The sequence below is a fragment of the Bordetella genomosp. 9 genome, assembly GCF_002119725.1.
In the GTDB taxonomy this organism is placed as follows: domain Bacteria; phylum Pseudomonadota; class Gammaproteobacteria; order Burkholderiales; family Burkholderiaceae_B; genus Bordetella_C.
Genome location: NZ_CP021109.1, coordinates 2,908,301 through 2,935,114, shown reverse-complemented (window position 1 = coordinate 2,935,114; position 26,814 = coordinate 2,908,301). Strand labels below are relative to the sequence as shown.

The window sequence follows — 26,814 nt, the reverse complement described above, 5'->3', positions numbered from 1 at the left end:
GCGGACCGATCCCATGACCGGCATTGTCATCGTCGTTCACACGCCGCTGGGTTCGGCGATGATGGATTGCGCCAGTCATGTGCTGGGGCAGATCAAGGAAGTGGCGGTGCACGACATTCAGGCGGACGATATGCCGGATGCAAAGACGCCCGGCGTCGTCGCCGATATCCTGCGCCTGGGACAGGACGGCAACGGGGTGCTGGTGCTGACCGATCTGGTCGGCGCGACGCCGTCGAATATCGCCAAACGCGCAGTGATCGAGGCCCAGGCGCAAGGCGTTCAGTGCGCCGTGCTGGCGGGGCTCAATACCCCGATGCTGCTGCGGGCATTGACCTACCGGAATCTTCAGCTTGCCGAGACACGCGAGAAGGCGCTGGCAGGAGGTGTGCAGGGGGTTCTGCGTGTAGATTGAAGAAGATTTGTCCTATCATCTCATCTGGTATCTTCAGTACTATCGCCCGCGGTTCCGCATCCGAACTCCCCTATGCCTATCACCGAAATCACGATCAGCAATAAACTCGGCCTGCACGCGCGCGCCGCGGCGAAGCTCACCCAACTGGCCAGCAAATTCAACAGCGATATCTACATTTCGCGAGGCGCTCAGCGCGTCAACGCGAAGAGCATCATGGGCGTGATGATGCTGGCCGCCGGCCTGGGTGTGACGGTGAAGCTGGATGCCTCCGGTCCGGATGCGGAAGCCGCGCTGAAGGAAATCGAATCCCTTTTCGACAGCAAATTTGGTGAGCTCGAATAAGTCGCTCCTCGTGCAGACGCTGCCTGGGTCCGCAGTTGCGCGGGCCCGCGGGAGCGCTGTCGTGAACGAGGGCGATGACGCCGGGCCGGCCAACGCAGTCATTTGCCTGTACGGGCAGGGCGTCGCGCGCGGCTACGCCATCGGCCGCGCGGTGGTCATGGGAGCCGCGGCGCTGGAAGTCGCGCACTATCGCATCGCGCCGGAAGATGTGCAGTCGGAGCGTGACCGCCTGACCGCGGCGCTGGAGGCCGCGCAGGCCGACCTGCTGCAGATGGCCGATACGTTGCCCGCCGACGCGCCGCGCGAACTCGGCGCCATGCTCAACGTGCACCGGTTGCTGCTGGCCGACCCGTTGTTGGCGGAGCAGGCGCTGTCTCTGATCACCGAACGCCACTACAACGCCGAATGGGCGTTGACGACCCAGGGTCAGATACTGGGCGAACAGTTCGACGCCATGGAGGACGACTACCTGCGCGAACGCGGCGCCGACGTTCGCCAGGTGATCGAACGCGTGCTGCATGCCTTGTCCGGGACGTCGGCCATGCCCGATCCGAGCGCCATGGACGGCGACGATCCGCTTGTGGTGGTGGCGCACGACATTTCGCCTGCCGACATGCTGCGCCTGCGTGGCGGGCGTTTCCTCGCCTTTGTGACAGACCTGGGCGGGGCCACGTCGCATACCGCCATCGTTGCGCGCAGCATGGGCGTACCGGCTGTCGTCGCAACCGGCAATGTGCGCGAACTGGTCCGCGATGGCGACATGCTGATCGTGGACGGCGCGGCCGGCGCGGTGATTGTGAATCCGTCGCCCGCCATTCTCGACGAGTACCGCGAACGCCAGCGCGCCTACGCCAACGAACGTGCGGAACTGGCCCTTTTGCGCGACGAGCCGGCGATCACGCTGGACGGCATCGGCATCGTGCTGCATGCGAATATCGAGCTGCCCGAGGAAGCCGAGGTGGCGCTGGCTTCGGGCGCGGACGGTATCGGTCTTTTCCGGAGCGAGTTTCTTTTCATGGGGCGGGCGGATCTGCCTGGGGAAGAAGAGCAATACCAGGCCTATTCGTCCGTGGTCAAGGTTATGGCGGGGCGCCCGGTGACGATACGCACGCTGGACATCGGCTCGGACAAGACCCTGGACGATGAAGCCACCGTGGCGACCAACCCCGCGCTGGGGCTGCGCGCCATCCGGTATTGCCTGGCGCATCCGGAGATGTTCGCCACGCAGCTGCGCGCAATCCTGCGGGCGTCGGCCCATGGCCCGGTGCGTATCCTGATCCCGATGATCGCGCATATGCACGAGGTGCAGGCGACGCGCCTGGCCCTGGACGCCGCGCGTCGCGAGCTGGATGCGCGGGGACAGCCGTATGCCGCGCACATCGAGCTGGGGGCCATGGTGGAAGTGCCGGCCATCGCCATCGCCATAGAGCCCTTCGCCCAGGCGCTGGACTTTCTGTCCATCGGCACCAACGACCTGATTCAGTACACGCTGGCCATCGACCGCGGCGATGGCCAGGTGGCTTCGCTTTATGACCCGCTGCATCCTGCCGTATTGCGGCTGGTGGCCCATACCATCAATGCGGGCGAGCGTGCGGGGAAACCGGTGGCGGTGTGCGGCGAGATGGCGGGCGACGCCAGTCTTACCCGGCTGCTGCTGGGACTGGGCCTGACCGAATTTTCCATGCATCCGCAGCAGTTGCTCGACGTGAAGCGCGAGGTGCGCCGCGCCCATTCCAACGCGTTGCGTGTCAAGGTGGCGGCAGCGCTGAACCGCGCGCTCCCGGTGGATCTGGCGAACCTGGATCAGTCGTAGTGGGGCGCGACGGCTCAAACAGCGACGGCTCAAACAGCGACGGCTCAAACAGCGACGGCTCAAACAGCAAGGCCGCGCAATGATGCGCGGCCTCGCTGTTTCCGATTCTCGTGTGCGAAGGGGGCTTGATGCGCCCATGCGGATCGGTCCGCATGGGCGCGGCGGCGCCGATCAGCTGTGATAGGCGGATTCGCCGTGGCAGGTCGTGTCCAGGCCTTCGCGCTCCACGTCTTCCGGCACGCGCAGGCCGCAGACCATATCGGCGATCTTGTACGCGATCCAGGCTACGATGCCGGACCAGACCAGCGTCAGGATGACGCCTTCCAATTGCACCCAGACTTGCCCGCCGATTTCGGCGGCCGTCTTCAGCCCGGGGCCGCCCAGCACCTGGGCGTTGAACACACCGGTGAGCAAGGCGCCGGTGATGCCGCCCACGCCATGGACGCCGAAAACGTCCAGCGCATCGTCCGCTTTCAGAAGCCGCTTCAGGCCGGTGACGCCCCACACGCAGATGATGCCGGCCACGATGCCGATGATGAAGGCGCCGACCATGCCCACCAGACCCGCGGCGGGTGTGATGGCGACCAGGCCCGCGACGGCGCCGGAAGCGGCGCCCAGCATCGACGGCTTGCCCTTCACCGCCCATTCCGTGAAGGTCCACGCCAGCACGGCGGCGGCGGTGGCGATCATGGTGTTGAAGAAGGCCAGCGTCGCCTGTTCGTTCGCCATCAGTGCGGAGCCCGCGTTGAAGCCGAACCAGCCGGTCCACAGCAGGGCGGCGCCGATCATGACCATGGGCAAGTTGTGAGGTTGCATGGCTTCACGGCCATAGCCGACCCGCTTGCCGATGACATAGGCGCCCACCAGGCCGGCAATGCCCGCGTTGATGTGCACGACGGTGCCGCCGGCGAAGTCCAGCGCGCCCTTGGCGTTCATCAGGCCGGGCGCCGTCTGCGAGGCGAACCAGACCATGTGCGCGATGGGCACGTAGGCAAAGGTGAACCAGATGACGGTGAACAGCAGCACGGCGGAAAAGCGCGCGCGTTCGGCGAAGCTGCCGACGATCAGCGCGCACGTGATGCCGGCGAACGTGGCCTGGAAAGAGGCGAAAAGCAGTTCGGTAAGCGACCCCGACATGGCGTATTTGCCGTCAGCGGGGTTGAACATGCCGGAGAAAAAGACGCGCGAGAAGCCGCCGAAGAACGAATTGCCTTCGGTGAAGGCAAGCGAATAACCGTAGATGAACCAGAGTACGAGGCCGAGAACGAAGGTCGCCGTGACTTGCATCAGGACCGACAGCACGTTCTTGCTGCGGACCAGCCCGCCATAGAACAGCGCCAGGCCGGGTACGGCCATCATCAACACCAGCAGTGTCGAGACCAGCATCCACGAGATATCTGCTTTATCCATTTGAAATGGCTCCAGTAGCGTCTTTATTGGTATTTACAGTGCCGCTTCGCCGGCTTCGCCCGTGCGGATGCGAATGACTTGTTCGAGCGGAGCGACGAAGATCTTGCCGTCGCCGATCTTGCCGGTACGGGCGGCCTGTTCGATGGTCTCGATGGCCTGGTCGACGAGGCTGTCGGGGACGGCGGCTTCCACGCGCAATTTGGGCAGGAAGTCCACGGCGTATTCCGCTCCGCGGTAAAGCTCGGTATGGCCTTTTTGGCGGCCGAATCCCTTGACCTCCGTGACGGTAAGTCCCTGGACACCGATTCCGGACAGAGCCACCCGCACCTCGTCGAGCTTGAAGGGCTTGATGATGGCGATGATGAGTTTCATGGCGATTCCTCTCATGGTTGCACGTTGGCCCCGCAGTTAAAGCAAAATCGATGCCATGTTTTGGCCCGCTGCCCCGGGCTGGGAACCGCCGTATGGCGCCGGCGCGGGTGGGCCAGGGCACCACGCCGGTGCGCACCGAGACGGGGCGTGCGCGGTCCTGGTGCGTTTTCGGGTGCGTGGGGGTGCGGACGGCGGCGCGCTTCAAGGGCCCTACGCGACAGTTGCCGCAGGCTCTAAACTGGCGCTATCCGTGTCAACCTCGAGAAAGCCATGAACGCCACCCAGTGGATGGAAGACCTGCAGAAAAACATTTCGGACCTGATCGCGCGCAGCCCCGCGGCAGACCTGGAGCGGAACGTTCGCGCCATGCTGACGCAGGGGTTTTCGCGCCTGGACCTGGTGACGCGCGAGGAGTTCGACGTCCAGGCGGACCTGTTGGCCCGGACCATCGCGCGGGCCGATCAATTGGCGGCCCAGGTGGCTCAGTTGGAGGCGCGCGTCAGCGCCCTGGAAGCGGGCCAGGGCCGATCCGGCGGCGGGTCCGAACTGCCGGTGTGACCGATTCGTCCCGCTGAGCCGCCTCGGGACGTCCGGCTTGCGCATACTGCGTTTTTCTCTCGGAAACCACGCAGTCATGACTCTCGCCGTGCTGAGCAGCCGGGCCCTCGTCGGATTGAGCGCCGCGCCGGTGCGCGTCGAAACCCATTTGGCGGCCGGATTGCCCTCGTTCACCGTGGTCGGCCTGCCCGATGCGGAAGTGCGCGAAAGCCGCGAACGCGTTCGCGCGGCGATCCAGAGCAGCGGGTTCGAATTTCCCGCCGGGCGCATCACCGTCAACCTGGCGCCGGCCGATCTGCGCAAGGAGTCCGCGCGGTTCGACCTGCCCATCGCACTTGGCCTGCTGCTGGCTTCCGGCCAGGTCGCGATGCCCGAACTCAACCGTGGCGCGGACGGCTCCAGCCTTGCGAGGTTGGTGCTCGCCGGCGAATTGTCCTTGACCGGCGTGCTGGTTCCGGTCGCCGCGCCTCTGGCCATCGCGTTGGGAGTCGCCCGCGACCAGCCCGATGCCACCCTGATCCTGCCGGCCGTCAGCGCGGCGCAGGCGGCACATGTGCCGGACCTGTGCGTGCTCGCCGCCCGGACGCTGGCGGAAGTCGTGGCGCATCTGTGCGGAAGCGCCTTTTTGCCACGCGCAGAACCTGCCGCCTGGCCGGCGGCGCCGCCAACGCCCTGTCTGTCGGAGGTTCGCGGGCAGCCCGCTGCCCGGCGGGCGCTCGAACTGGCTGCCGCGGGCGGCCACAGCATGTTGATGATCGGCCCCCCGGGGGCGGGAAAAAGCATGCTGGCGCACCGGCTGCCGGGATTGCTGCCCCCGCTGTCGCGGCTGGACGCCTTGGAAGTCGCCGCCATCGCGGGGCTCGCGCCCGGCGATGCGTCCTTCAGTCTGCAGCCGCCATTTCGAGCGCCGCACCATGGGGCGACGGCGGCTGCGCTGGTCGGCGGCGGCGGCCGCCCTCGCCCCGGCGAGATCAGTCTGGCGCATCACGGCGTCCTGTTCCTGGACGAGCTGCCGGAATTCGACCGGCGCGCGCTGGAGGGCTTGCGCGAGCCCCTGGAAACCGGGCGCGTTGCCATCGCGCGCGCCGCCTGCACGGTGCAGTACCCGGCGCGCTTCCAGCTGGTCGCCGCCATGAATCCGTGCCCCTGCGGCTGGCTGGGCCACCCGCGCATGGCCTGCCGATGCACGCCGGACCAGGCCGCGCGCTACCGCGGCCGCGTTTCCGGCCCGCTGCTGGATCGCATCGATCTGGGCGTCACGTTGCCGCCGCCCGATCCCGACTGGATGGATGCGCCGCCGGGGGAGCCGTCGGCTTGCGTGCGCGACAGGGTGGTGGCCTGCCGGACGCGCCAGCACGCCCGGCAGGGCAAGCTCAACGCCTGGCTGGATGCCCGCGAGATGGAGGCGCACTGTCCTTTGGGTCCGGACGCGCGGGCCTTGCTGCGCCGGGCCATCGGCGCCCTGAACGCCTCCGGGCGCGCGGTCCATCGCATCCTGCGGGTGGCGCGCACAGCAGCGGACCTGGAAGGGCAGCAGACGATCGCGGCGCCGCACGTGGCGGAGGGGGTGCAGTATCGACAGGCATTGACCTGAGGACGCGGCGGCGCCGTATCTGCAGGGCGCGGCAGCGCCGGATCAGGCTCTCGGGCGCCCCTTGCCGCAGGCTTTGCCGGCCCGGTTCGACAGCCGGGCCAAAAATGCCATATAATCAAAGGCTTTCCGGCGCAAGCGGGCTCTGTGCGAGTTATGTGCGGGCCACGTGCGGGTCGTGCGGGTCATGTGGATGGCGGTCCTCAGCAATCGTCGCCAGTCACCGCGCAGCAGCAGTACCGCGGCAACCGGGAAGAAAGAACTTCGCAAGAGCGGCGGAAGGGTATTCCGCGCGTTCCGGGAAGTGCCCAACAAGTGGTCCGGGTGGCCTCAGGCCAGCGAAGCCTTCGTGGCGGCATCTTTGCCGTCGGAAGCACCTGCGTGACCATAATGTCAATCAACCTCCGTCCGGCAGCGGACGGCTTCTCCGAAAGGAAGCAAGGGACATATCATGCCCAAGATGAAGACCAAGAAAAGCGCCGCCAAGCGCTTTCAGGTTCGCGGCAGCGGATCGATCAAGCGTGGCCAGGCTTTCAAGCGCCACATCCTGACCAAGAAGACCACCAAGAACAAGCGCCAGCTGCGCGGTTCGGCCGCGGTGCACGAGACGAATGTCGCCTCGGTCAAGGCCATGATGCCTTTCGCTTGATAGATTAGGGAGATCCACTATGCCTCGCGTCAAACGCGGCGTTACCGCCCGCGCCCGTCACAAGAAAGTTATCAGCGCCGCCAAGGGTTACCGTGGCCGTCGCGGCAATGTATTCCGTATCGCCAAGCAGGCGGTCATGCGCGCGGGCCAGTACGCCTACCGCGACCGCCGCAACAAGAAGCGCACCTTCCGCGCCCTCTGGATCACGCGTATCAACGCCGCGGTGCGTGAGCACGGCGTGACCTACAGCGCGTTCATCGCCGGTCTGAAGAAGGCTTCCATCGATCTGGACCGCAAGGTGCTGGCCGACCTGGCCGTGCGCGACAAGGCCGGTTTCGCCGCCGTGGTCCAACAGGCCAAGGCAGCCCTGTCCGCCTGATCGTTTTCCGGAAGTATCGCGCAATGCTGCAAACGGGGCTGTCATGGCCCTGTTTGCGTTTTTGACGGCCGCGTTCCGCGCCGCGTTTCCTAGGCTGCTGATTCCATGACACCGATGGTCGACGACCTCATCTCCCAGGCAAAAGAACGATTCGCGGCCGCGCCGGATGCCGCCACGCTGGAAAACGCCAAGGCGCGTTTCCTCGGCAAGGACGGGGCGCTGACCGTTCTGCTCAAGGGCCTGGCCAAGCTCAGCCCCGAGGAAAAGCGCGAAATGGGGGCGCGGGTCAATCAGGCGAAGCAGCAGATCGAAGGCCTGTTGAACCAGCGCCGCGCCGAACTTGCGCAGGCCGAGCTGGATGCCCGGCTGGCGTCCGAAACCATCGACGTGACGCTGCCGGGGCGGGGGCGCGGCATGGGGGGCATCCATCCCGTCATCCGCACCTGGGAGCGCGTGGAGGCCATCTTCCGTTCCATCGGCTTCGACGTGGCCGACGGCCCGGAGATCGAAAACGACTGGACCAACTTCACGGCTCTGAACAACCCCGAGAACCATCCCGCGCGTTCCATGCAGGACACGTTCTACGTGGACATGAACGACGCCCAGGGTTTGCCGCTGTTGCTGCGCACGCATACCAGCCCCATGCAGGTGCGCTACGCCCGCATGCACCAGCCGCCGATCAAGGTTATCGCCCCCGGACGCACGTACCGCGTCGATAGCGACGCCACGCACTCGCCGATGTTCCACCAGGTCGAGGGTCTGTGGATCGCCGAGGACATTTCCTTCGCCGACCTGAAGGGGGTCTATACGGACTTCCTGCGCTGCTTCTTCGAAAGCGACGACCTGGCCGTTCGTTTCCGGCCGTCCTTCTTCCCCTTCACGGAACCCTCGGCGGAGATCGACATGATGTTCACCAGCGGGCCCAACCGCGGCCGCTGGCTCGAGATTTCCGGCGCCGGGCAGGTTCATCCCGAAGTGGTGCGCAACTTCGGCCTCGATCCGGAGCGCTACATCGGTTTCGCATTCGGCTCGGGGCTGGAGCGCCTGACCATGCTTCGCTATGGCGTGAACGACTTGCGCCAGTTCTACGAAGGCGACCTGCGCTTCCTGCGCCAGTTCAACGAATAACCTACGGCCGATCATGCAATTTCCCGAATCCTGGCTGCGTACGCTGGTCAATCCCGCTATCGACACCGAAGAACTGGCGCACCGCCTGACCATGGCGGGGCTGGAAGTCGAAGAACTGCAACCCGCCGCGCCGCCTTTCTCCGGCGTCGTGGTGGCGCACATCGTCGAGATCGCCCCGCACCCGAATGCCGACAAGCTGCGCGTCTGCCAGGTGGACGACGGCTCCGGGCAGCGGCTGCAGATCGTGTGCGGCGCGCCGAACGCGGCGGCCGGCTTGAAGGTCCCGCTGGCGCGCGTGGGCGCCGCCTTGCCGGGCGGCATGAAGATCGGCATGGCCAAGATGCGCGGTGTGGAATCCGCAGGCATGCTGTGCTCCGCGCGTGAACTGGGCCTGTCTCAGGACCACGCCGGACTGCTGGAGCTGGCAGCCGACAGCGTGCCGGGTACGCCTCTGCGCGAGGCGCTGGATCTGGACGACACCCTGATCACGCTGAAACTTACTCCCAATCGGGCCGACTGCCTGTCGATCCTGGGCGTGGCGCGCGAGGTCGCGGCGCTGACCGGCGCGGAACTCAAGACGCCGGCGGCGCAACCGGTGCCGCCGAAGTTCGACGACGTGCTTCCCGTCGATATCCAGGCGCCGGATCTGTGCGGCCGGTTTGCCGGCCGCATCATTCGCGGCGTCAACGCGCGCGCCGCGACACCGCAGTGGATGAAGACACGCCTGGAGCGCGCGGGACAGCGCTCCGTCTCGGCATTGGTGGATATCTCCAACTACGTGATGCTCGAGCTGGGGCGGCCGACCCACGTATTCGACCTGGACAAGATTTCCGGCGGCCTGACCGTGCGCTGGGCGCGCGAAGGCGAGTCGCTGACGCTGCTGAATGGGCAGACCATCGCGCTGGACAAGGACGTCGGCGTGATCGCCGCCGGCGATGCCGTGGAAAGCCTCGCGGGAATCATGGGCGGCGACGCCACGGCGGTCAGCCTCGACACGCAAAACGTGTATGTCGAGGCCGCCTTCTGGTGGCCCGAAGCCATTGCGGGCCGGGCGCGCCGGTACAAGTTCGGCTCCGAAGCCAGCCACCGGTTCGAACGGGGCGTGGACTACGAGCACATTCCCGAACATTTGGAATTCATTACCCGCCTGATCGTCGATATCTGCGGCGGCGCCTGCGGACCCATCGACGACCGTATCGTCAACGTGCCGTGGCGCCAACCCGTGCGCATGCGGCTGGCGCGCTGCCATCGCGTGCTGGGCATCGAAGTCCCGCGCGAGGAAGTCGCGCAGATTTTCACGCGCCTGGGCCTGCCGCATACGGTCGAAGGCGATACCTTCGTCGTTCAGCCGCCGTCGTATCGCTTCGATCTCCATATCGAAGAAGACCTGATCGAGGAAGTGGCACGCGTCCATGGTTTCGAACGCATCCCGGCGCGGCCGCCCATGGCGCTGGCCAAGATGCGGATGCAGCCGGAAACGCGGCGCAGCCCGCACGTTCTGCGACGGCACATGGCCGCGCTGGACTACCAGGAAGTCATCAATTTCAGCTTCGTCGAAGCCGACTGGGAACGTGACTACGCGGGCAATACCGATCCCATCAAGCTGCTCAATCCCATCGCAAGCCAATTGGCGGTGATGCGGTCCAGCCTGCTGGGCGGCCTGATCGCGAACATCGTGCACAACGCCAATCGCAAGCAGGCCCGCGTGCGCGTATTCGAATTGGGCAAGGTGTTCTTGCGCGACGCGGACGTGCGCGATGGCGAGCTCGAAGTGGCCGGGGTACGCCAGCCGCTAAAGCTGGCTGGTGCTGCCTGGGGGCCGGCGGTCGAAGAGCAGTGGGGCGCGCCTACGCGGCAGGTCGATTTCTACGACGTGAAGATGGACGTGGAAGCGCTGTTCGGCGTGCGTGCGGGCGGCTTGCGATTTGAAGCCGCGGCGCATCCGGCCCTGCATCCCGGGCGCAGCGCGCGTATTTCGCTGGACGGCAAGCCGGTGGGCTGGCTGGGCGAATTGCATCCCCGCTGGGCCCAACAGGCAGAGCTTTCGCATGCGCCTGTGCTGTTCGAGCTGGATGTGGACACGCTATTGCAGGGACGCATGCCTGCTGTGCGCGAGCTTTCGCGGCAACCGGTCGTGGTGCGCGATCTGGCAATGTGGGTGGATGCCGCGCTGCCGGCGCAGGCCCTGCTCGATAGTCTGGCGCAAGCCGTCGCCACCGACCCGCAGCTGGCGATCGTGCAGGACGTCCGGCTCTTCGACGTATGGCGGGATAAGTCGCAAGTCGATGATTCTGTTAAGGAAAAAAGCCTTGCTTTCCGCTTCTGGCTACAGGACACTGACGCAACGCTGGACGAGGCGCGCGTCGCCGACTGCCTGGCCCGTCTGAGGGACAGACTGGTGCAGGACCATGGGGCGCGGCAGCGCGCCTAGGGGATAAGAAGGGGGATGTGAAGCCATGCTTTCCGAGCCACGCACTTTGACCAAGGCGGAACTCGCCGAATTGCTGTTCGAACGGGTAGGTTTGAACAAGCGCGAGGCCAAGGACATCGTCGACACCTTTTTCGAGGAGATCCGCGACGCGCTGGCGCGCGGCGACTCCGTGAAGTTGTCGGGCTTCGGCAACTTCCAGGTGCGCGACAAGCCGCCCCGTCCGGGACGCAATCCCAAGACGGGCGAGACCATACCGATCGCCGCCCGCCGCGTGGTGACGTTCCATGCCAGCCAGAAGCTGAAGAGTATCGTCGAACGCACGCCGATGCCGTCCGAGCCGTCCCCGGCCGAATAAGACGCCCGTCCCGCCTGACCTGCGCGTCCCCGCCTTGCCGCCAACGTTCCAAACATGACTCGAACAGAACCTGCCGTTACCTTGCCTCCGATTCCAGCCAAGCGCTACTTCACGATCGGGGAAGTCAGCGAGCTGTGCGGCGTCAAGCCGCACGTGCTGCGGTATTGGGAGCAGGAATTCACGCAACTGAAGCCGGTAAAGCGGCGCGGCAACCGGCGCTATTACCAGCATCACGAAGTGCTCCTGATACGGCGCATCCGTTCGCTGCTGTACGAGCAAGGCTTTACGATCAGCGGCGCCCGCAACCGGCTCGGTGATGCCCGTGACGCCGTTCACGATCAGGATGCGGCCGTGCGGTTCAGCGGCGCTGAAATGCAGGCCTTGCGTACGGAGTTGTGCGGCGTGTCGGCCGTGCTCGCCGAAGCATTGGCGACCGTCAAGCCGCATGCGGACGATCGGGCCAGCGAAGCCGACGCGATATCCGCTGGCGACGCAAACTGATCAGCGCACGTTCTCGCCACATCTGATATACTTTCGGTCTTTCGGGGCGTAGCGCAGCCTGGTAGCGCACTTGCATGGGGTGCAAGGGGTCGCGAGTTCGAATCCCGCCGTCCCGACCAAAAATGAAGGGCTTACAGATCTCGGTCTGTAAGCCCTTTTCCTTTTCCATTCCTGTTGTCGGTTCGCCGCATTTTTTCATTGCGGCTCCGCCTGTTGCGGCCATCATGCCGGCAAGTCGCGGCGCCGGCTTGCCCTCCGGTGCCGCCAGGTTCCACGCAAAAACAAAGGCCTGCACGTTGTGCAGGCCTTTGTTTCTTGAGCGCCGGATCCGATCAGAAAATGTGGCGGATGCCTGTGGCCACGCCAAGTTGCGAGGAATGGCCGGAGATCTCCGCCGACGCGGCGTCGTAGACCTTGTTGTAGTCCACGGTGCCGTACAGCTGGGTGCGCTTGGAAAGCGCGTATTCCGCCAGCGCGACAAGGGCGTAACGCTTGCCCTTGTCGCCTTCTTCCATCAGGTTCTTGCTGGTGTCGAAATAGGCGGCGCCAGTAAGGGTCCATTGCGTACCCATGGGTTGCCAGGTCACACCGGCGTAATAGCCGTTGTCCTTGCGCTCCAGGCCGTTGGTGGGGCCGTTGGGATTGCCCATGACGGCGTTGACGAAGCCGGTTTCGTCGCGGCCATTGAAGTAGCCGACGAACAGACGGGTATTGTCGAACAGCCGGTAGGCGGCATTCAGGTTCCAGACGCGCTGCGAGTAATCTGAGTTGGTCTCGGAACGGGTCAACTGGTAGCCGCCGCCCACGGTCAACGGACCGGTGGTGTAGGTGAGGGTGCCTGCGTACTGCTGCCCCAGCTTGTGGTCTTCGAAGGAGTCGCCGAAGGCGTACGACAGAATGACATCGAAGCCGCCCAGCTTGTTGTTGCGATAGCGCACGGCGTCGGAGGAGCGGCCGCGCGACATGGCGACCGGCAGCCAGGAGTTCTGCGCGTAGTTGCCCACGGTGAGCGGATCGAACGTGTCGCCCAGGATGGTGAACAGGGGAGTGTCCTGGCGGCCCAGGGAGATGGCGCCGACTTCGCCGCCGTCCAAGCCCACGTACGCATGCCGGTTGAACAGGCGGCCGGAATCGCTTTCGTTGCCGTTCTGCAGATTGAAACCGCTTTCCAGGCGGAAGAAGGCGGTATTGCCGTTGCCCAGGTCTTCGGTGCCCCTCAGGCCCCAGCGGCTGTTGGTGACCGCGCCGTTTTCCATGGACACGCGGCTGCCTTCGCCCTGGCCGCCGTCTCCGGTGCTGAGATAGCGGACGCTCGCGTCGGCGATGCCATACAGCGTGACGCTCGTTTCGGCGTGGGCGGCGGCGGCCGCCCCGCATGCGATGGCCAGGCCGATCGCGGTTTTTGATATTGTCGGATGCTTCATTGCTTCTCCCTCTCCCAGGCAACGACACGGATTGTGCCGGTTTCCAGAGCCGTGCGCGCACGGCATGCGGCCGTGGCGTCATCTTTCGATTCGTCGCTGCGCGTCCGGCTTGGACAAGAATAGTTACCGCAGCGGCGGGCAGTATAGGGGAAACAACCGGGCCAGCCTTTCAGGGTTAGCCCTATTCTGTTGCGTGGATAACGCAAACCGTTTTGCGTTTCTATGGTGTGGACAGCAGGGCTTCGATCAGTTCGAGCAATTCGCGCGGATCGTAGGGTTTGTCCACCACGACGTTGAACAGGCGGGGCGATTGCCGCGCCAGCAATCCTTGCGCGCCGGTGACCAGTACGATCGGCAGATTCTGCATTGCGCCGTCGGCGCGCACCGCTTCGGCCAGCTCGAGGCCCGTCATCAGGGGCATCATGAAGTCGGTGATGAGAAGATCGGGCCGCCGCGCGCGCATGATCTCCAGCGCTGCCTTGCCGTGCGGCGCCGTAACGGTCTCGTGGCCGGCGTCCTCAAGGAGGTCGGCCAGCATTTCGGCGAGCAGGACCTCGTCGTCCGCGACGACGATCAAAGCCATGACGACAGGCCTCGCGCGGCGTTAGCGATCATCGTCACGCCCCATTGACGTTGTCGGCTGCCGCGTCCGTTTTACCTGCGTCGGCGAAGCGGTCGCCAATCTGCAAGCCATGGTCGGTGATGTGCAGCAGGCGCGTGCTGGAAACGAAGGCGCTGTCCCGCATCTTCTGTACGGCGATCGTCCGCTTCAAATCGTGGTCCTGTTCGAGTTCGCGAAGCAGGATGAGATTATCGAAGGTGGCGGAAAGATGCGCCGACGGTGCGTGCAGATCGTTCTGGATGATTTCCCGGACTTCGCAGGTGAATACCGTGGTCACGCCCAGTGCGCGCAATCGGTTGGCGAGAGTGGCGAAAAATTCGATCAGCCGCGCCGGTTGGGTGGTCGCGCGCTCGAACCCGCCAATTCCATCGATGAAGACCCGCGTGACACCGTACTCCGTGACGTGCCCCAGCAGTTGATGGCCCAGTTTGTCGAGCAGGTTTTCCCCAAGCGGATTCCAGACGAAGTGCAGGCCCTGTTCGTCCGGCAAGCGGATGTTCAACGCCTCGGCCTTGCGCCGCAGCAACGATTGCGTTTCGAAGAAACCGAAATGCAGGGCCGGTTCATCGCGGCTTGCAGCGCTCAGGAAATGCAGTCCCAGCGACGTCTTCCCCGTCCCGGTGGGGCCCGCCAGCATGGTGACCGACCCGCGCGGCAGGCCGCCGCCGATCAGGGCATCCAGGCCGGCATTGCCCGTGGTCACGCGGCTCGCAAGGGTGATGGGGGAGGGCGCGACTAGGGGCCACTCCATCGCTTCCAGGCGTGGAAAGATCGTGATGCCGCGCTGGCTGATTTCGTATTGATGCAAGCCGCCGACGGCCGCGCTGCCGCGGGATTTGCGGACCTGCAGTTGGCGGACGGTGCGTACGCCGAAGATGTCCTCGCTGAGGTCGATCACGCCATCGACCATCGTGTGTTCGGGACTGCTGTCGTCAAGCCGGGTGCTGGTCAGGAAAAGCACTGTGCAGCCCACGAAACCGGCCTGCCCCTGCACTTCGGCCACGAAGGTCTTGACGTCGAGATCGGTCTCAGCGCGTTCGCGCGCATTGAGCAGGCCGTCGAAGATAAGCAGCGTGGCGTTGTGGCGGCGCGTTTCTTCGCGCAGCAGCTTCACTACGGCGCCAAGGCCTTCCTCACGCAGGGCGTGGAAAACGCTGACGTAGATGATTTCCTGCCCCAGCCGCTCCTTCTCGAAGAAGTCCAGCGTGGACATCGCCTGGAACAGGCGTTCATGGCTTTCCGCGAGCAGGGTGACGTACAGGACCTTTGCGCCCGAGGCGGCGTGGGCGAAAGCAATCTGGTTGGAAAGTATGGTTTTGCCGGCCCCGGGACGGCCCTGGATGATATAGGACGCCCCTTCGATGAACCCGCCGTTCAATATCCGATCCAGTCCTTCGATGCCACTCGCCATACGTGCGAGATGCTGCACTGCCTTCCTCCAAGTCGTCACCGCGCAATGGCGGACCGGGCAAGTTTCCCGCATGTTGGAATTGGACGTCAAGTGAAACGATTGTTGATCAACTGATGCGTAGGAACGTCGTTTGCACGGAAGAGGTCCCTTGGTCATCAGGAGGTTGATATGAAGCGATTGCGTATCCTTGCGGCGCTGGCCCTGGCCGTCAGCGCCACGGTTGTCGGGGGCTGTACCGTTGGAGGTGCGGCGGCCGGCGGCTACATCGGACACGAAACCACGCATAGCACCGCGGGCACGGTCGGAGGCGCCGTACTGGGCGGGGTGATCGGCCACGAAATCGGCAAGGATTGACCGCTTTTGGCGGGCGAGCGCCCAGCCGCGCCGGGGCAATGCAACCATTCGGGGCAGCGCGGTGGCCGTACATACGGGTGATCGCCCGTTATCCGGCTGGCGTTTGGATGGCGGAACACGGGTGCCGTCGGACGGCGGCCGCCGTGGCGCCACGCCGCGCGGCGTCATCCCATGGACGGGCGGCCGCGATGCCGTATTAATTCCAATGTATGGTTCACGGCGCGACTCCACCTGCACCGTTCGACGGATATGCCGCCCCGACCGCGCCCACCAAAACATTAGTTCGACTGGCGCGGTGTCGCCCCGCCGCCCGGATTTTGCCGTTTCCTATCAGCCCAATGTGCAGAACCGGTGATGCATGGTTCATCCTTGCGCCCGGGCTTGCGGGCGCGCGTCGTCTGTCAGGGACGCTTTCATTTGCAAGGATTTACAGCCTAGCCGCGCATTGGCTTTGCGGTGCAATATTGCGTTGCGCACTAAGGCGTCCGGCGTGTGGAGGGGTGAGCGCCGGCACGTCGGGCATGGATAGCGGGCAGGTCGCGGGCCCCGCCGGATTATCCAGTTGCCATGCCGCTTGCCCCTGTCCCGACGGAGCGAGCCATGATCCAGTACAAGAACTTCATCATCGAGTGCGGCGTGGAAACGTCGAAGAACGGCCTGTACCAGACGCGTATCTTCATCTCTATGCTCGAGGACGGAACACCGGTAAATGGCTTCGCCTTTCCGCCGTACCCGGGGGCATCCATTCAGACCGCCACACTGGCGCGCAAGGACGCCGAGCAGTGGGCCAGGGATTGGATCGACGAAAACTTCGACACGTAGCGGCGCCGGGGCGCGGCTGGCGCCGCCCGCCGTTCAGCGCGAACCGGCGGCCCCCGCGTTGCCGCCTTCCTGTTCTTCCTTGCCGGCGTTCCTCGGTTGCGGAATCGGCTCGCAGTTGAACGTGATGTAGGTTTCCGCCCGCGCGAGGCCGGTGGCGTGGTTGGAGGCCACCTGCGGCTTGGTCATTTTCTGACCTTGCGATTCACAATAGGATCTGGCCCGTTCCAGGGCCTGGCGCTTGAGCTCGACCCAGGACGTATAGAGTCCCCCGGACCGGCTGGTCAGGGTGTATTGACCGGGCTCCCCGGTGGGGATGATAGGACTGTTGGCGGCGGTGCATCCGGCCAGCAGCACGGCCGTCGCGCCAGCGAGCAGGGCCGCGGGAAGCGCCGCGGCGCCGCGTGCGGCGGCGCAGGACGTTGCTCCCCTGGTGCGAATACTCATGAATCCTCCGAAGCGGCGAGAGGGCAGCATTATTGCATTCAATACGGGCCGCCCTGAGGGCTGGCCGGCGAGCGCGGCTGGCGGTCGAACTGCGCGGCCAGCGCTTCGCCAGCGCGGGCAAGCAGACTTGCATCGACGCCGACCGCGACGAAGGTGGCGCCCAGCGAAAGGAAGTGCTTGGCCCGCTCGGGACGGGTGTGCAGGATTCCCGCGGCTTTGCCGGCGGCCGTGATGCGGCCGATGGCGTCATCGATGGCGGCGGCCACCTCCGGATGTTCCGGGTTGTTCAAATGTCCCATGCTGGCGGACAGGTCCGCCGGCCCGATGAAGACGCCGTCCACACCGTCCACGGCGAGGATGTCGTCCAGCGCGGCAAGGCCGGCCGGCGTTTCGATCTGCAGCAGCAGGCAGATTTCATCGTTGGCGCGCTGGACATAGTCGGGTATGCGGTTCCAGCGCGATGAGCGGGCGATGGCGCTTCCCATGCCACGGATGCCCGCGGGCGGGTAGCGCACCGCCGCCACCGCGGCAGCGGCCTCTTCGGCGGACTGGATCATTGGGATCAACAGATTCTGCGCACCGATGTCGAGGATCTGCTTGATGCGAACGAAGTCGTTCCAGGGGGGGCGGATGACCGGGGCGACCGGATAGGGCGCGATGGCCTGCAGCTGGACCAGCATGCTCTGTAGTTCGTTGGGCGCGTGTTCGCCGTCGATCAGCAGCCAATCGAAGCCGGCGCCGGCGCAGATCTCGGCGGTATAGGGATGGGCCAGGGTCGCCCACAGACCGATCTGCGGTTTGCGCGCACGCAGCGCCTGTTTGAACGAATTGCTGAGAATATCCATGCCGGCTCTACCCCTTGTCTCCGTGTGGGTTGGAAGAGATCGACGATAATACGCGATACCCGCGCCGCTCCGGCGCGAGGCCGCGGCGGCCGAGCCGCGCCGGCCGCCGGGCGGGACGATGTCGAGGACTGCAGGATGCCGCGTGGGCGGCGACAGGAGGCAGCCGCATGGCGCTGCATCAATTCAAGAAGGGCGAGCTGGGCTACTGGCTGGGCGTGATCGCCGCAAAGCAGGGCGGCGAGGAAAGCGGCGAGGCCGTTCCGCAGCGCTTCATCGACGCGCTGCTCACTTTGCGGTGCATCGAAGTCGGTCCGGCCGGCGAGCTGGTGGTGACCGATAAGGGCCGGCTGGCCCTGCATATGGAACACGGCGGTCTGTACGGTGCGTCCTGAACCGCTGGCCATGGGGCCTAACGACGCCGGGCTGCTGGCCATCGCCGACAATCTGCGCGCGCACTATGACGGCGTCATATTGCCGATGTGGCTGGACCGCGGCTTCAACGCGGAATTGGGACTGCCGTACGAGGCGCTGGACAGCGCCGACGGCCGTCCCCTGCCGCCGCAACGCTATCGCACCATGGCGTGCGCGCGCCAACTGTATGTGTTTTCCATCAGCCGGGCGCCGGCGGCCCTCGGTCATGCCTGCCGTTTGTTCGAGTCGCTGCACCGGCGCTTCCGCCATGCGGCGGGCGGCTGGGTCTATAGCATCGGCCCGGACGCTGCGCCCCTGGAAACGCATCACGACCTGTACACCTATGCCTTCGTCGTGTTCGCATGCGCGGCGTATTACAAGCGGTCGCGGGACGCCCGGGCGCTGGCATCGTTGCGCGAAACGACGGCGCTGATCGAATCGCGCTTCGGCGTGCCCGGAGGCCTGTACCGGTCTCAGCTGGAGGCGGATGGCGTCCGCGGCAGGCAAGGCGCACTGCAGAACCCGATCATGCATCTGACCGAGGCGTATCTGGCGGCGCGCGAGGTGGACGACGCGCACGAGTACGAGGCCGCGCTGCGCCGCATTGCCCAGGCGGTCGTCGGGCATTTCGAGGATCCGGTGTCGCGTTGCATCTGCGAGCTTCCCGTGCGCGAGCCGGACAATCGCATCGAGCCGGGGCATCAGTTCGAGTGGTATGCGCTGACCAGAAGCGCGCCCGACATTTTCGATGCGACGCCGTTGGGGCATTCGCGCGAGCGGGCCATGGATTACGCGCGGCTGCACGGCGTGTCGGCCGGCGTGGAAGGGGTGTGCGCGAGCCTGGGCCTGGATGGGGGCGTGCTTGACGGCGCCCAACGGATCTGGGCGCAGACGGAATATGCGCGCAGCCTGGCGGTGCGCGGGGATGCCGCATCGCTGCAGGATCTGAAGCGGCAGCTTGAACGGTTTCGCGAGCGTTTCCTGCATGCACGCGGCTGGTATGAGTCCCTGGACGCTGCCGGAGGTCTCGCGCGCACCGACATGCCATCGACCACGCCGTACCACCTGGCGACCTGCTACGCCGCGCTGCCGGGAGCGGGATTGGGCTGACCGCTGCGGGCGGCACGGCCCATGGCGATGGGCGCGTTTCTATTTGTTGAGAAATCTTGCGGATTATTGGATTTTCTGCGATCCTGCGCGCCATCGCCGGCGCGGGCCGGTTCGTTCCAACAGGAGCAGCGATGACTCCGAAGTTGATCAACGGCTATACCGTTTACGCGTATTCGGTCCCCCCTCAGGGGCGGGAACCCGCCAGGGCCTTCATGGAAACGCGTAAGGAAGGCGCGGACGCCGAGCCCCGGACGTTCGAGATCTACTTGTCCCGGCGCTTTCGCAGCGGCGTCGAGGCCATGTCCGCGGCGCGCAACGCGCTGGCGAGCGTGAAATGGGTGGACGAGAACGGGATCCCGGACCACCTGCCCGAGTAGCCGCTGGACGGCAAGCCTTGCCGGGCGGGCGGCCCCGCCACCGGCGGGCGCAAGTAAACTGCGCCGCATGGACGCGGCGCACATGATTCGACTATCCAGCGGCTTTACAGGCGTGCTGCTTGCCGGCGGACGGGGTGAACGCTTCCGCGCGTCGGCTGGCGGGGCGGATGGGGACAAGCTGCTTGCCACGCTGCCGGACGGGCGTGCCGTGGCCGCGGCCGCGGCCCAAACCCTGTTGCGGGCGTTGCCCGCCGTAATAGCGGTGATCCGCCCCGGCGCGCCGGCGTTGCGCGCGGTGCTCGAGGACGCGGGTTGCGATGTGCTGGAAACGCCGGACGCCGTGCGCGGCATGGGGGCAAGCCTGGCCTGCGCGGCACGCGCACTCCAGGCTGCGGGGGCATCGATGCCCCCGGCACAGCGTCAACCGGGCCCCGTGGGGGAAACGCACGGCACGGCGGCGGATGCATCGGCCTCGAGCCGCCCCGCCGGGGTGGTGGTGGCGCTGGCCGACATGCCCTGGGTGCCGGTTCGAGCCGTGCGCGCGGTGGCGACGGCCGCCGCTGCCCACCGCATCGCGGCGCCTGTCCATCACGGCCGGCGCGGCCATCCCGTCGCTTTCGCCTGGGACCTGTTGCCGCAACTCGCCTTGCTCGATGGCGACGAAGGGGCGCGGGCCTTGTTGCGCAGCCTAGGCGTGCATGAGGTGTCATGCGACGACCCCGGCGTGCTGCGCGACGTCGATACGGTCGGCGACCTCCGCTAGGCAATCGTCAAGGGCCGCCGGGGCGGAGAACCACCGGATCCTGGGCGGCGGCATCGTCGGCACCCGTGCCGGAAATCTGATCCCCGCGGTGCTTCATTCATGCCGCAGCGTCTTCCGTGCGCCCGCCGGAGGCCGGGCCCTCTGCCGGGGCGAGCAGCGCACTGCGCTGCTGCCGCTGCCACATGCTTGCGTACACGCCGTCGCGCGCCAGCAAGGAGGCATGCGTGCCCCGTTCCGCGACGCGCCCATCGTCCAGCACGATGATTTCGTCGGCATCCACAATGGTGGACAGCCGGTGCGCGATGATGAGCGTCGTGCGGCCCGTGCTGACCTCTCGCAGATTGGCCTGGATCTCACGCTCGGTATGCGTGTCCAGCGCGCTCGTCGCTTCATCGAAGACGAACAGCGCCGGTCTCTTCAGCAGGGTGCGCGCGATGGCGACCCGCTGCTTTTCGCCGCCGGACAGCTTCAGGCCGCGCTCGCCCACGATGGTGTCGTAGCCATCGGGCATATTTGAGACGAGCGTATGCACGTGCGCCATGCGTGCGGCCGTTTCCACCTCCGCCTGCGTGGCGCCGGGGCGGCCGTATGCGATGTTGTAGCGGATCGTGTCGTTGAACAGCACCGTGTCCTGCGGCACGATGCCGATCGCCGCGCGGACGCTGGCCTGGGCCACCTGGCGGATGTCCTGCCCGTCGATGAGAATGGCGCCGTCGTTCACATCGTAAAAGCGGAACAACAGGCGCGCGATGGTCGACTTGCCGGCGCCCGAGGGTCCCACCACGGCCAACGTCCGTCCCGCGGGAATGGTGAAGTCCACCCCTTTCAGAATGGGCCGGCGCGGGTCGTACCCGAAGCGCACGTGGCGGAACTCCACTTGCCCGCCTTGCACCCGCAGCGCCGGCGCTCCGGGCAAATCCTGGATTTCGCGATCCTCGGCCAACAGTTCGAACATGCGCTCCATGTCGATGAGCGATTGCTTGACCTCGCGATAGATGAAGCCGAAGAAGCTGAGCGGATCGTAAAGCTGCAGCAGGTAGGTGTTGACCAGGACGAAATCGCCCAGCGTGTATTGGCCGCGCGCGATGCCGCGCGCGGCCATCCACATGACCAGCGTCAGGCCGACGGAAATGATGACCGCCTGGCCGGTGTTCAGCAGCGACAGGCTGACCTGGCTTTTGACCGCGGCGCGCTGGTATTGCTGAAGCGACGCATCGTAGCGCCGGGCTTCATGTTCCTCGTTGCCGAAGTATTTGACGGTCTCGTAGTTCAAAAGACTTTCCACGGCCTTGGTATTGGCCTCGGCATCGGTCTCGTTCATCCGGCGCCGGAACTTGGTGCGCCACTCGGTGATCAGCAACGTGTACGCCAGATACAGGATCACCGTAACGCCCGTGGCCAGCGCCAGCCAGGCATCGAACATATGCCACAGCAGCAGGCACACGAGGCCGATCTCGAAAAAGGTGGGCAATACGCTGAACAGCAGGTATTGCAGCAGCGATTGGATGCCGCGCGTGCCCCGCTCGATGGCGCGCGTCAGGCCCCCGGTATGCCGGCCCAGATGAAAACGCAGCGACAGGGCGTGCAGATGGCGGAACACCTGCAGGCCGACTTCGCGCACCGCATGCTGCCCCACCCTGGCGAACAGCGCGTCGCGCAGCTCCGAGAACAGCAGCGACAGGATGCGCGCGGCGCCATAAGCCAGGATCAGCCCGACGGGAAGCGCCGCCGCGCCCGCTTCGCGGCCGTGGCTGAGGGCGTCGATCGCGGATTTGTAAAGCAGCGGCGTGTAGACGGTAGCGGCCTTGGCCAGGATGAGGCAGACGACCGCGCCGACCACCCGCGCCTTGAGATTGGCGTGTCCGGCGGGCCACAGATAAGGGCCGAGGGCCCGCAGCGTGGCGATGCTGCCCCGTGGGGCGCGTCCGGATGCGTCGCGGGAGAAGGATAGAGGCATGGCTCAGGCGGGGGCGGCGGGGGAGCGTTCCGGGGCATCGCCGCCGGCCAGGAAGGCGCTGAGCGCGGCCACCTCCTGCGCGCCTCGGCCATCGTCGCGGGACAGGCGTTCGTACAGCCGGGCCGCGCTGCGGAAAAAGTCCTGTCCCGTGTCGTCCGGCGCCAGAAAACCGGCGATCTCCTCCATTTCGGCCACCCAGCGATAGGCCTTGCCGTACATGTCGGGCACGGCGCGGGCGAAGTGCTTGAGCAGGTGCGGCTGGCTTTCGGCGAGTTCGTCGTACAGCGCTTGCGCGGTCCCGTTGCGTACGGCGCCCAGCATCATCGTGGATGCAAGCGCCACGAGGCCCTTGGTGATCCCGGCATACGACATCTTGAGCGCGGAGGCATCGCCCGCGTTGCCGGAAAGCACGCGCACGCGCAGGCCGCCTTCGCGCAAGGCGGTCACCGCGGGCGCGGCGGCGCCGGAACAGTACAACGCGGGCCCCGGCGTGCCGGGGCGGGGCGGGCCGCCAATGATGCCGCCATCGACGAAGGCCGCGCCGCTTTCCTGGATGAGGCGGCCGACTTCGCGGGCGTTGACGGGGTTGATGGCATTGCAATCGACGTAGACCGGGGCGCGGCCTTGCGCCTGGAACAGCGGCGCGAAGCGGCGCGCCAGACCGATGGCTTCGGCCGGCGGGACGATGGACAGAAAAATGTCGGCATGCGCCAATTCCGGATCCGGACGATGGTGCATACCGCATTGCCGGGCGCGCGCCACGCTGGCGGCGCTGCGGCCTGTCAGCGACGTATATACCTGGAATCCGTGTTCGTTCAGCCGCTGCGCGATGGCGCTGCCCATGGCGCCGGGCGCGACGATTGCGACGCGTGGTTTCATCGGGAAAGCCTCCTTGCGGTTTGGGCCGGATTCCGATGACTGTACACGCCTTGCCGCCGGGATGGACGGACCGGAAAGCCGGTACCCTGGCGTGCCGAAGCACGGAATAAGGCCATGCCGATCGATGTCATGCGATTTCCCCGCAATACCGCGGGCAGGGATTGGGCCGTTGGAGACATACACGGCCATTTTTCGCGCCTGCGCCGGGCGCTGCGCGAGGTCGGTTTCGATCCGTCGCGCGACCGCCTGTTTTCGGTAGGCGATCTGACGGACCGGGGCCCGGAATGCGAGGAAGCGCCGCAATGGCTGGCGCAGCCATGGTTTCACGCGGTGCAGGGCAACCACGAGGACTACGCGGTGCGCTATGTGCGCACAGGCATGGTGGACGCGGACAACTGGCGCGTGAACGGCGGCGGCTGGTTCCTGGAGATGTCGCCCGAAGCCCAGCGCACCCACGCCGAAACCTATGCAAGGATGCCGCTGGCGATCGAGGTGGAAACCGACGGCGGCGTGGTCGGTATCGTGCACGCGGATTGTCCCGTGCGGGATTGGAGCAAGCTGGCGCGCTACATCCAGGACCGCTACAAGCGGGCGCGCAGCGTCTGCCAATGGTCGCGCGAAAGGCTCGCGCACCGCGATGCGTCGGGGGTGCGCGGCGTGCGGGCCGTGGTGGTCGGGCATACGCCCCTGACGGCGCCTGTGGTGCTGGGCAACGTCTATCACATCGACACGGGCGGATGGATGCCGGGCGGCTATTTCACCTTGCTGGACCTGGCGACGCTGCGTACGCGGCCCACCGAATCGGTGGACCGCGAGCCCGAAGTGCGGCCGCGCGTAACCGTGTAGGCCCTAGGGGCGCACGGCCATGGCCGTGGCCGGCGCCGGCCCGTCCGCGCGGGGCACGGGGATCGGCGGAATCGCCGGCGCGGCGGGGGCCGAGGCCGGCGCAGGCCTGGGCGCAGGGGCGGGGGAGCGGTCCGCCTGGGGAACCGGAATCGGCGGGAACGCGGAGCCGGAGGGCGAGGGCGCCGGCGCGGGGGCGGGCTGAGGCGGATTCATCATCGGCACGCCGCCCGTTCCGCCGCGATTCAGGAAGTCGCCCAGCGGGTCGTTGGTGGGCAGGTCCAGCGAAGCCACGGCCTGGCCGGGCGGAAACTCCGACAGGTAGTAGTCGCCGTCGGCCACCAGGATATTGGGCGGCATCGGGCGCCGCGGGGCGACCGGCACGCCTTTCAACGCCGTCTGCATGTACTCCAGCCAGGCCGACAGGGTCAGGCCAGCGCCGAACTCGTTATTGCCCAGCGATTTCGGCTGGTCGAAGCCCATCCACACCGTTGTCGCGAGGGCGGGCGTATAGCCGGAGAACCAGACGTCCACGGAATCGTTGGTTGTGCCGGTTTTGCCGCCCACGTCATCGCGCTTGAGGACTTTGTGCGCGCGCGCCGCCGTGCCGTAGGTGGCCACGCCGCGCAGCATGTCGTCCATGATCCAAGCCACGCGGGGGTCGATGACCCGGTTCGATTCGTTGCCGGCGTGTTGCGGCTGGGCCTGCATCAGCACCTTGCCGCTGCTGTCCGTGACGCGGTCGATCAGGAAAGGCGTCAGCCGATAGCCGCCGTTGGCCCATACAGAATAGGCATTGGCGACCTGCAGCGGCGTGGCCGAACCCGCGCCGAGCGCGATGGGCAGCACGGCCGGCCAGCGGTCTTTCTCGAACCCGAAGCGGGTCAGGAATTCCTGCCCGTATGCGGGCGTGATGGCCTGCAGGATCCGAATGGAGACCATGTTCTTCGACTTGTACAGCGCCTGGCGCAGCGTGAGCATGGGCTCGTAGGCGTTGCCGTCGTTCTTCGGATTCCATGGCCGGGATCCGGTCTGCTCGGCGGTGAGCGAGAACGGCATGTCCGAAATCTGCGTGGCCGGCGTGAGGCCGCGTTCCAATCCCGCCGCGTAGATGAAGGGCTTGATGTTCGAGCCGGGTTGCCGCCATGCCTGGACCGCGCGGTTGAAGCTGCCGCGGTAGAAATCGAATCCCCCGATGAGCGCGCGGATGGCGCCGTCGTCCGGCGCCAGCGACACCAGTGCGCCCTGCAGGGTGGGCATGTTGATGACTTCCCACTCGTCGCCGTTCTTGTGCACGTAGACCACGGAACCGCGGCGCAGGCGCTCTTCGTCCTTGGCCTTGGGATTGAGCGCGCGCGCCACCACCGCCAGCGATTTCTTATCGTCGATGGTGATGATGTCGTGCGAGCCGCGTGCCACCGTGATCGACGTGGGGCTGGCGGCCAGGACTACGCCCAAGTACAGGTCGCCGCTGTCGGGATACTTGTCCTGCAGACCGTCGATCAGGTCGTCCAGCGCCTGGGGATCCTTCTCGATATCGGCGGGCAGGTCGATCTGGTCTTCGGGGCCGGGGTAGCGGGCGCGCCGCGTGTAGTCCAGGATCCCGGCGCGCACCGCCTGGTAGGCCGCCTCCTGGTCCTTGGAGTTGATCGTCGTGTACACGTTCAGGCCGCGCGAATAGGTGCTGTCGCCGAACATGCCGTACATCAGCTGGCGCGCCAGCTCGGCGGGATACTCGCCGTGCACGTGGAAGGCATTGCCGTTGCCTTCCGAGGACATGCCGCGCACGTTCAGCGGCTGGGCAAGCGCCGCCTGGTACTGGGCATCGTCCAGATAGCCCAGCGCGCGCATGCGCGCCAGGACGTAGTGCTGGCGCGCCTGTGCGCGCGGCAGATTGGTGATGGGGTTGTAGCGCGACGGCGCCTTCGGAATGCCGGCGAGGATGGCCGCTTCGGCCGGCGTCACGTCGGCCAGCGGTTTGCCGAAGTACGTGCGCGCCGCGGCCGCGAAGCCGTACGCGCGATGGCCCAGATAGATCTGGTTCATGTACAGCTCGAGGATCTGGTCCTTGGTCAGCGCGGACTCGATCTTGAACGTCAGCAGCAATTCGTAGAGCTTGCGCGTGTAGGTCTTCTCGGACGACAGATAGAAGTTGCGCGCCACCTGCATCGTGATGGTGCTGGCGCCCTGCGACTTCGAAAGGCTGAGCGCGTTGGTCAGCACGGCGCGCAGCACGCCTGTCCAATCGACCCCGCCGTGCTGGTAGAAGCGGTCGTCCTCGGCCGCCAGCACGGCGTGCTTCATCACGTCGGGAATCTCATCGAAGCGCAGCACGTTGCGATGCTCTTCGCCGAACTCGCCGATCAGGACGTTGTCGGCGGTGTAAACGCGCAACGGGATGCGGGGCCGGTAGTCCGTCATGGCGTGCAGGTCGGGCAGGCTGGGCCAGGCCAGCGCGATGGCCAGGCACAGGGCGATCACGCCGCATGCGCCAAGACCGCCCAGCACGATAAGGGCCTTCACGGCCAGGCGTGACAGCCGGAAGCGGGGGCCTTTGTCGGGGCCGTTTCCAGGGGCGTGCTGGTTGGATTGCGCGTTGTTGCTCATTCGC

General features: G+C 66.1%; 28 protein-coding genes and 1 tRNA gene. 19 read left to right on the top strand and 10 right to left on the bottom strand.

Annotation, left to right across the window (positions count from 1 at the left end):
* Window positions 1-13: 13 nt before the first annotated feature.
* The 3 genes from CAL13_RS13460 to ptsP all read left to right on the top strand — a co-directional run bounded on the left by CAL13_RS13460 (window position 14) and on the right by ptsP (window position 2,567).
* Window positions 14-412 (top strand): PTS sugar transporter subunit IIA, encoded by a 399-nt coding sequence (locus CAL13_RS13460; RefSeq protein WP_086057849.1) that lies wholly within the window; start codon window positions 14-16, stop codon window positions 410-412.
* A 72-nt stretch (window positions 413-484) separates the two neighbouring features.
* Window positions 485-754: an HPr family phosphocarrier protein gene (locus CAL13_RS13455; protein WP_086057848.1), complete on the top strand. Its 270-nt coding sequence runs from the start codon at window positions 485-487 to the stop codon at window positions 752-754.
* A gap of 157 nt (window positions 755-911) precedes the next feature.
* Window positions 912-2,567 (top strand): phosphoenolpyruvate--protein phosphotransferase, encoded by a 1,656-nt coding sequence (ptsP, locus tag CAL13_RS13450; RefSeq protein ID WP_232462622.1) that lies wholly within the window; start codon window positions 912-914, stop codon window positions 2,565-2,567.
* Window positions 2,568-2,738: 171 nt separating this feature from the next.
* On the opposite strand, the gene amt is transcribed toward ptsP, so the two are convergent.
* Together amt and CAL13_RS13440 are read right to left on the bottom strand one after the other, a co-directional pair.
* Entirely contained in the window at window positions 2,739-3,977 is a 1,239-nt protein-coding gene (amt, locus tag CAL13_RS13445; RefSeq protein WP_086057847.1) for an ammonium transporter, read from the bottom strand.
* Between the two features lie 33 nt (window positions 3,978-4,010).
* On the bottom strand, window positions 4,011-4,349 hold the full coding sequence (locus CAL13_RS13440; protein WP_086057846.1) for a P-II family nitrogen regulator: 339 nt from the start codon (window positions 4,347-4,349) through the stop codon (window positions 4,011-4,013).
* Between the two features lie 270 nt (window positions 4,350-4,619).
* On the opposite strand from CAL13_RS13440, the gene CAL13_RS13435 reads away from it, so the two are divergent.
* From CAL13_RS13435 to CAL13_RS13395, 9 genes are all read left to right on the top strand, one after another.
* Window positions 4,620-4,907 (top strand): accessory factor UbiK family protein, encoded by a 288-nt coding sequence (locus CAL13_RS13435; protein WP_086057845.1) that lies wholly within the window; start codon window positions 4,620-4,622, stop codon window positions 4,905-4,907.
* 76 nt (window positions 4,908-4,983) lie between these two features.
* The gene (locus tag CAL13_RS13430; RefSeq protein ID WP_086072661.1) at window positions 4,984-6,501 is read left to right on the top strand and encodes a YifB family Mg chelatase-like AAA ATPase; all 1,518 of its coding nucleotides are present in this window, start codon (window positions 4,984-4,986) and stop codon (window positions 6,499-6,501) included.
* Window positions 6,502-6,949: 448 nt separating this feature from the next.
* Window positions 6,950-7,147 carry a 50S ribosomal protein L35 gene (gene rpmI, locus CAL13_RS13425; RefSeq protein ID WP_006387997.1) on the top strand — a complete coding sequence of 66 codons (198 nt, stop codon included), beginning with the start codon at window positions 6,950-6,952 and terminating at the stop codon, window positions 7,145-7,147.
* A 19-nt stretch (window positions 7,148-7,166) separates the two neighbouring features.
* Entirely contained in the window at window positions 7,167-7,526 is a 360-nt protein-coding gene (rplT, locus tag CAL13_RS13420) for a 50S ribosomal protein L20 (RefSeq protein ID WP_086057843.1), read from the top strand.
* A 105-nt stretch (window positions 7,527-7,631) separates the two neighbouring features.
* On the top strand, window positions 7,632-8,654 hold the full coding sequence (gene pheS / locus CAL13_RS13415; RefSeq protein WP_086057842.1) for a phenylalanine--tRNA ligase subunit alpha: 1,023 nt from the start codon (window positions 7,632-7,634) through the stop codon (window positions 8,652-8,654).
* A gap of 13 nt (window positions 8,655-8,667) precedes the next feature.
* On the top strand, window positions 8,668-11,085 hold the full coding sequence (gene pheT, locus CAL13_RS13410; RefSeq protein WP_086072660.1) for a phenylalanine--tRNA ligase subunit beta: 2,418 nt from the start codon (window positions 8,668-8,670) through the stop codon (window positions 11,083-11,085).
* 25 nt (window positions 11,086-11,110) lie between these two features.
* Window positions 11,111-11,440, top strand: coding sequence for an integration host factor subunit alpha (locus tag CAL13_RS13405; RefSeq protein WP_086057840.1), 330 nt, complete (start codon window positions 11,111-11,113; stop codon window positions 11,438-11,440).
* Window positions 11,441-11,494: 54 nt separating this feature from the next.
* Entirely contained in the window at window positions 11,495-11,941 is a 447-nt protein-coding gene (locus CAL13_RS13400) for a MerR family transcriptional regulator (RefSeq protein WP_086072659.1), read from the top strand.
* Between the two features lie 42 nt (window positions 11,942-11,983).
* Window positions 11,984-12,060 (top strand) — tRNA-Pro (locus CAL13_RS13395).
* A 213-nt stretch (window positions 12,061-12,273) separates the two neighbouring features.
* Here CAL13_RS13395 and CAL13_RS13390 read toward each other — a convergent pair.
* The 3 genes from CAL13_RS13390 to CAL13_RS13380 form a co-directional block, all read right to left on the bottom strand.
* On the bottom strand, window positions 12,274-13,365 hold the full coding sequence (locus CAL13_RS13390) for a porin (RefSeq protein WP_086057839.1): 1,092 nt from the start codon (window positions 13,363-13,365) through the stop codon (window positions 12,274-12,276).
* 220 nt (window positions 13,366-13,585) lie between these two features.
* A complete protein-coding gene (locus CAL13_RS13385) occupies window positions 13,586-13,948 on the bottom strand; it encodes a response regulator (protein WP_086072658.1) in 363 nt (120 codons plus the stop codon).
* Between the two features lie 34 nt (window positions 13,949-13,982).
* Complete coding sequence (locus CAL13_RS13380) at window positions 13,983-15,398, bottom strand: RAD55 family ATPase (protein WP_198297643.1); 1,416 nt, start codon at window positions 15,396-15,398, stop codon at window positions 13,983-13,985.
* 168 nt (window positions 15,399-15,566) lie between these two features.
* Here CAL13_RS13380 and CAL13_RS13375 point away from each other — a divergent pair, with 168 nt between their 5' ends.
* Together CAL13_RS13375 and CAL13_RS13370 are read left to right on the top strand one after the other, a co-directional pair.
* Complete coding sequence (locus CAL13_RS13375; RefSeq protein WP_086072657.1) at window positions 15,567-15,752, top strand: glycine zipper 2TM domain-containing protein; 186 nt, start codon at window positions 15,567-15,569, stop codon at window positions 15,750-15,752.
* A 600-nt stretch (window positions 15,753-16,352) separates the two neighbouring features.
* Entirely contained in the window at window positions 16,353-16,574 is a 222-nt protein-coding gene (locus CAL13_RS13370; RefSeq protein WP_086057835.1) for a hypothetical protein, read from the top strand.
* 33 nt (window positions 16,575-16,607) lie between these two features.
* Here CAL13_RS13370 and CAL13_RS13365 read toward each other — a convergent pair whose 3' ends face one another.
* Both CAL13_RS13365 and hpaI read right to left on the bottom strand, forming a co-directional pair.
* On the bottom strand, window positions 16,608-17,018 hold the full coding sequence (locus CAL13_RS13365) for a hypothetical protein (protein WP_086072656.1): 411 nt from the start codon (window positions 17,016-17,018) through the stop codon (window positions 16,608-16,610).
* A 38-nt stretch (window positions 17,019-17,056) separates the two neighbouring features.
* Window positions 17,057-17,863, bottom strand: a complete 807-nt coding sequence (gene hpaI, locus CAL13_RS13360; protein ID WP_086072655.1) for a 4-hydroxy-2-oxoheptanedioate aldolase — start codon at window positions 17,861-17,863, stop codon at window positions 17,057-17,059.
* A 167-nt stretch (window positions 17,864-18,030) separates the two neighbouring features.
* On the opposite strand from hpaI, the gene CAL13_RS13355 reads away from it, so the two are divergent.
* The 4 genes from CAL13_RS13355 to CAL13_RS13340 all read left to right on the top strand — a co-directional run bounded on the left by CAL13_RS13355 (window position 18,031) and on the right by CAL13_RS13340 (window position 20,524).
* Window positions 18,031-18,255: a hypothetical protein gene (locus tag CAL13_RS13355; RefSeq protein ID WP_086072654.1), complete on the top strand. Its 225-nt coding sequence runs from the start codon at window positions 18,031-18,033 to the stop codon at window positions 18,253-18,255.
* A 10-nt stretch (window positions 18,256-18,265) separates the two neighbouring features.
* Complete coding sequence (locus CAL13_RS13350; protein ID WP_086073645.1) at window positions 18,266-19,384, top strand: AGE family epimerase/isomerase; 1,119 nt, start codon at window positions 18,266-18,268, stop codon at window positions 19,382-19,384.
* Window positions 19,385-19,515: 131 nt separating this feature from the next.
* A complete protein-coding gene (locus tag CAL13_RS13345; protein ID WP_086072653.1) occupies window positions 19,516-19,761 on the top strand; it encodes a hypothetical protein in 246 nt (81 codons plus the stop codon).
* Between the two features lie 82 nt (window positions 19,762-19,843).
* Window positions 19,844-20,524 (top strand): nucleotidyltransferase family protein, encoded by a 681-nt coding sequence (locus tag CAL13_RS13340; RefSeq protein ID WP_198297848.1) that lies wholly within the window; start codon window positions 19,844-19,846, stop codon window positions 20,522-20,524.
* Between the two features lie 97 nt (window positions 20,525-20,621).
* Here the strand turns inward: CAL13_RS13340 and CAL13_RS13335 are convergent, their stop codons facing one another.
* Both CAL13_RS13335 and CAL13_RS13330 read right to left on the bottom strand, forming a co-directional pair.
* Window positions 20,622-22,481: an ABCB family ABC transporter ATP-binding protein/permease gene (locus CAL13_RS13335; RefSeq protein ID WP_086072651.1), complete on the bottom strand. Its 1,860-nt coding sequence runs from the start codon at window positions 22,479-22,481 to the stop codon at window positions 20,622-20,624.
* Between the two features lie 3 nt (window positions 22,482-22,484).
* Window positions 22,485-23,360 (bottom strand): NAD(P)-dependent oxidoreductase, encoded by an 876-nt coding sequence (locus CAL13_RS13330; protein ID WP_086072650.1) that lies wholly within the window; start codon window positions 23,358-23,360, stop codon window positions 22,485-22,487.
* 114 nt (window positions 23,361-23,474) lie between these two features.
* Between CAL13_RS13330 and CAL13_RS13325 the strand changes: the two genes are divergently transcribed.
* Window positions 23,475-24,206 (top strand): metallophosphoesterase, encoded by a 732-nt coding sequence (locus tag CAL13_RS13325; protein ID WP_086072649.1) that lies wholly within the window; start codon window positions 23,475-23,477, stop codon window positions 24,204-24,206.
* A gap of 3 nt (window positions 24,207-24,209) precedes the next feature.
* Here the strand turns inward: CAL13_RS13325 and CAL13_RS13320 are convergent, their stop codons facing one another.
* Entirely contained in the window at window positions 24,210-26,810 is a 2,601-nt protein-coding gene (locus tag CAL13_RS13320) for a penicillin-binding protein 1A (protein WP_086072648.1), read from the bottom strand.
* Window positions 26,811-26,814: the final 4 nt, after the last annotated feature.

Coding starts and splice junctions, on each gene's coding strand:
- CAL13_RS13460 (WP_086057849.1), top strand. CDS start 14: ATGACCGGCATTGTCATCGTCGTTCACACGCCGCTGGGTTCGGCGATG.
- CAL13_RS13455 (WP_086057848.1), top strand. CDS start 485: ATGCCTATCACCGAAATCACGATCAGCAATAAACTCGGCCTGCACGCG.
- ptsP (WP_232462622.1), top strand. CDS start 912: ATGGGAGCCGCGGCGCTGGAAGTCGCGCACTATCGCATCGCGCCGGAA.
- amt (WP_086057847.1), bottom strand. CDS start 3,977: ATGGATAAAGCAGATATCTCGTGGATGCTGGTCTCGACACTGCTGGTG.
- CAL13_RS13440 (WP_086057846.1), bottom strand. CDS start 4,349: ATGAAACTCATCATCGCCATCATCAAGCCCTTCAAGCTCGACGAGGTG.
- CAL13_RS13435 (WP_086057845.1), top strand. CDS start 4,620: ATGAACGCCACCCAGTGGATGGAAGACCTGCAGAAAAACATTTCGGAC.
- CAL13_RS13430 (WP_086072661.1), top strand. CDS start 4,984: ATGACTCTCGCCGTGCTGAGCAGCCGGGCCCTCGTCGGATTGAGCGCC.
- rpmI (WP_006387997.1), top strand. CDS start 6,950: ATGCCCAAGATGAAGACCAAGAAAAGCGCCGCCAAGCGCTTTCAGGTT.
- rplT (WP_086057843.1), top strand. CDS start 7,167: ATGCCTCGCGTCAAACGCGGCGTTACCGCCCGCGCCCGTCACAAGAAA.
- pheS (WP_086057842.1), top strand. CDS start 7,632: ATGACACCGATGGTCGACGACCTCATCTCCCAGGCAAAAGAACGATTC.
- pheT (WP_086072660.1), top strand. CDS start 8,668: ATGCAATTTCCCGAATCCTGGCTGCGTACGCTGGTCAATCCCGCTATC.
- CAL13_RS13405 (WP_086057840.1), top strand. CDS start 11,111: ATGCTTTCCGAGCCACGCACTTTGACCAAGGCGGAACTCGCCGAATTG.
- CAL13_RS13400 (WP_086072659.1), top strand. CDS start 11,495: ATGACTCGAACAGAACCTGCCGTTACCTTGCCTCCGATTCCAGCCAAG.
- CAL13_RS13390 (WP_086057839.1), bottom strand. CDS start 13,365: ATGAAGCATCCGACAATATCAAAAACCGCGATCGGCCTGGCCATCGCA.
- CAL13_RS13385 (WP_086072658.1), bottom strand. CDS start 13,948: ATGGCTTTGATCGTCGTCGCGGACGACGAGGTCCTGCTCGCCGAAATG.
- CAL13_RS13380 (WP_198297643.1), bottom strand. CDS start 15,398: ATGGCGAGTGGCATCGAAGGACTGGATCGGATATTGAACGGCGGGTTC.
- CAL13_RS13375 (WP_086072657.1), top strand. CDS start 15,567: ATGAAGCGATTGCGTATCCTTGCGGCGCTGGCCCTGGCCGTCAGCGCC.
- CAL13_RS13370 (WP_086057835.1), top strand. CDS start 16,353: ATGATCCAGTACAAGAACTTCATCATCGAGTGCGGCGTGGAAACGTCG.
- CAL13_RS13365 (WP_086072656.1), bottom strand. CDS start 17,018: ATGAGTATTCGCACCAGGGGAGCAACGTCCTGCGCCGCCGCACGCGGC.
- hpaI (WP_086072655.1), bottom strand. CDS start 17,863: ATGGATATTCTCAGCAATTCGTTCAAACAGGCGCTGCGTGCGCGCAAA.
- CAL13_RS13355 (WP_086072654.1), top strand. CDS start 18,031: ATGGCGCTGCATCAATTCAAGAAGGGCGAGCTGGGCTACTGGCTGGGC.
- CAL13_RS13350 (WP_086073645.1), top strand. CDS start 18,266: ATGGGGCCTAACGACGCCGGGCTGCTGGCCATCGCCGACAATCTGCGC.
- CAL13_RS13345 (WP_086072653.1), top strand. CDS start 19,516: ATGACTCCGAAGTTGATCAACGGCTATACCGTTTACGCGTATTCGGTC.
- CAL13_RS13340 (WP_198297848.1), top strand. CDS start 19,844: ATGATTCGACTATCCAGCGGCTTTACAGGCGTGCTGCTTGCCGGCGGA.
- CAL13_RS13335 (WP_086072651.1), bottom strand. CDS start 22,481: ATGCCTCTATCCTTCTCCCGCGACGCATCCGGACGCGCCCCACGGGGC.
- CAL13_RS13330 (WP_086072650.1), bottom strand. CDS start 23,360: ATGAAACCACGCGTCGCAATCGTCGCGCCCGGCGCCATGGGCAGCGCC.
- CAL13_RS13325 (WP_086072649.1), top strand. CDS start 23,475: ATGCCGATCGATGTCATGCGATTTCCCCGCAATACCGCGGGCAGGGAT.
- CAL13_RS13320 (WP_086072648.1), bottom strand. CDS start 26,810: ATGAGCAACAACGCGCAATCCAACCAGCACGCCCCTGGAAACGGCCCC.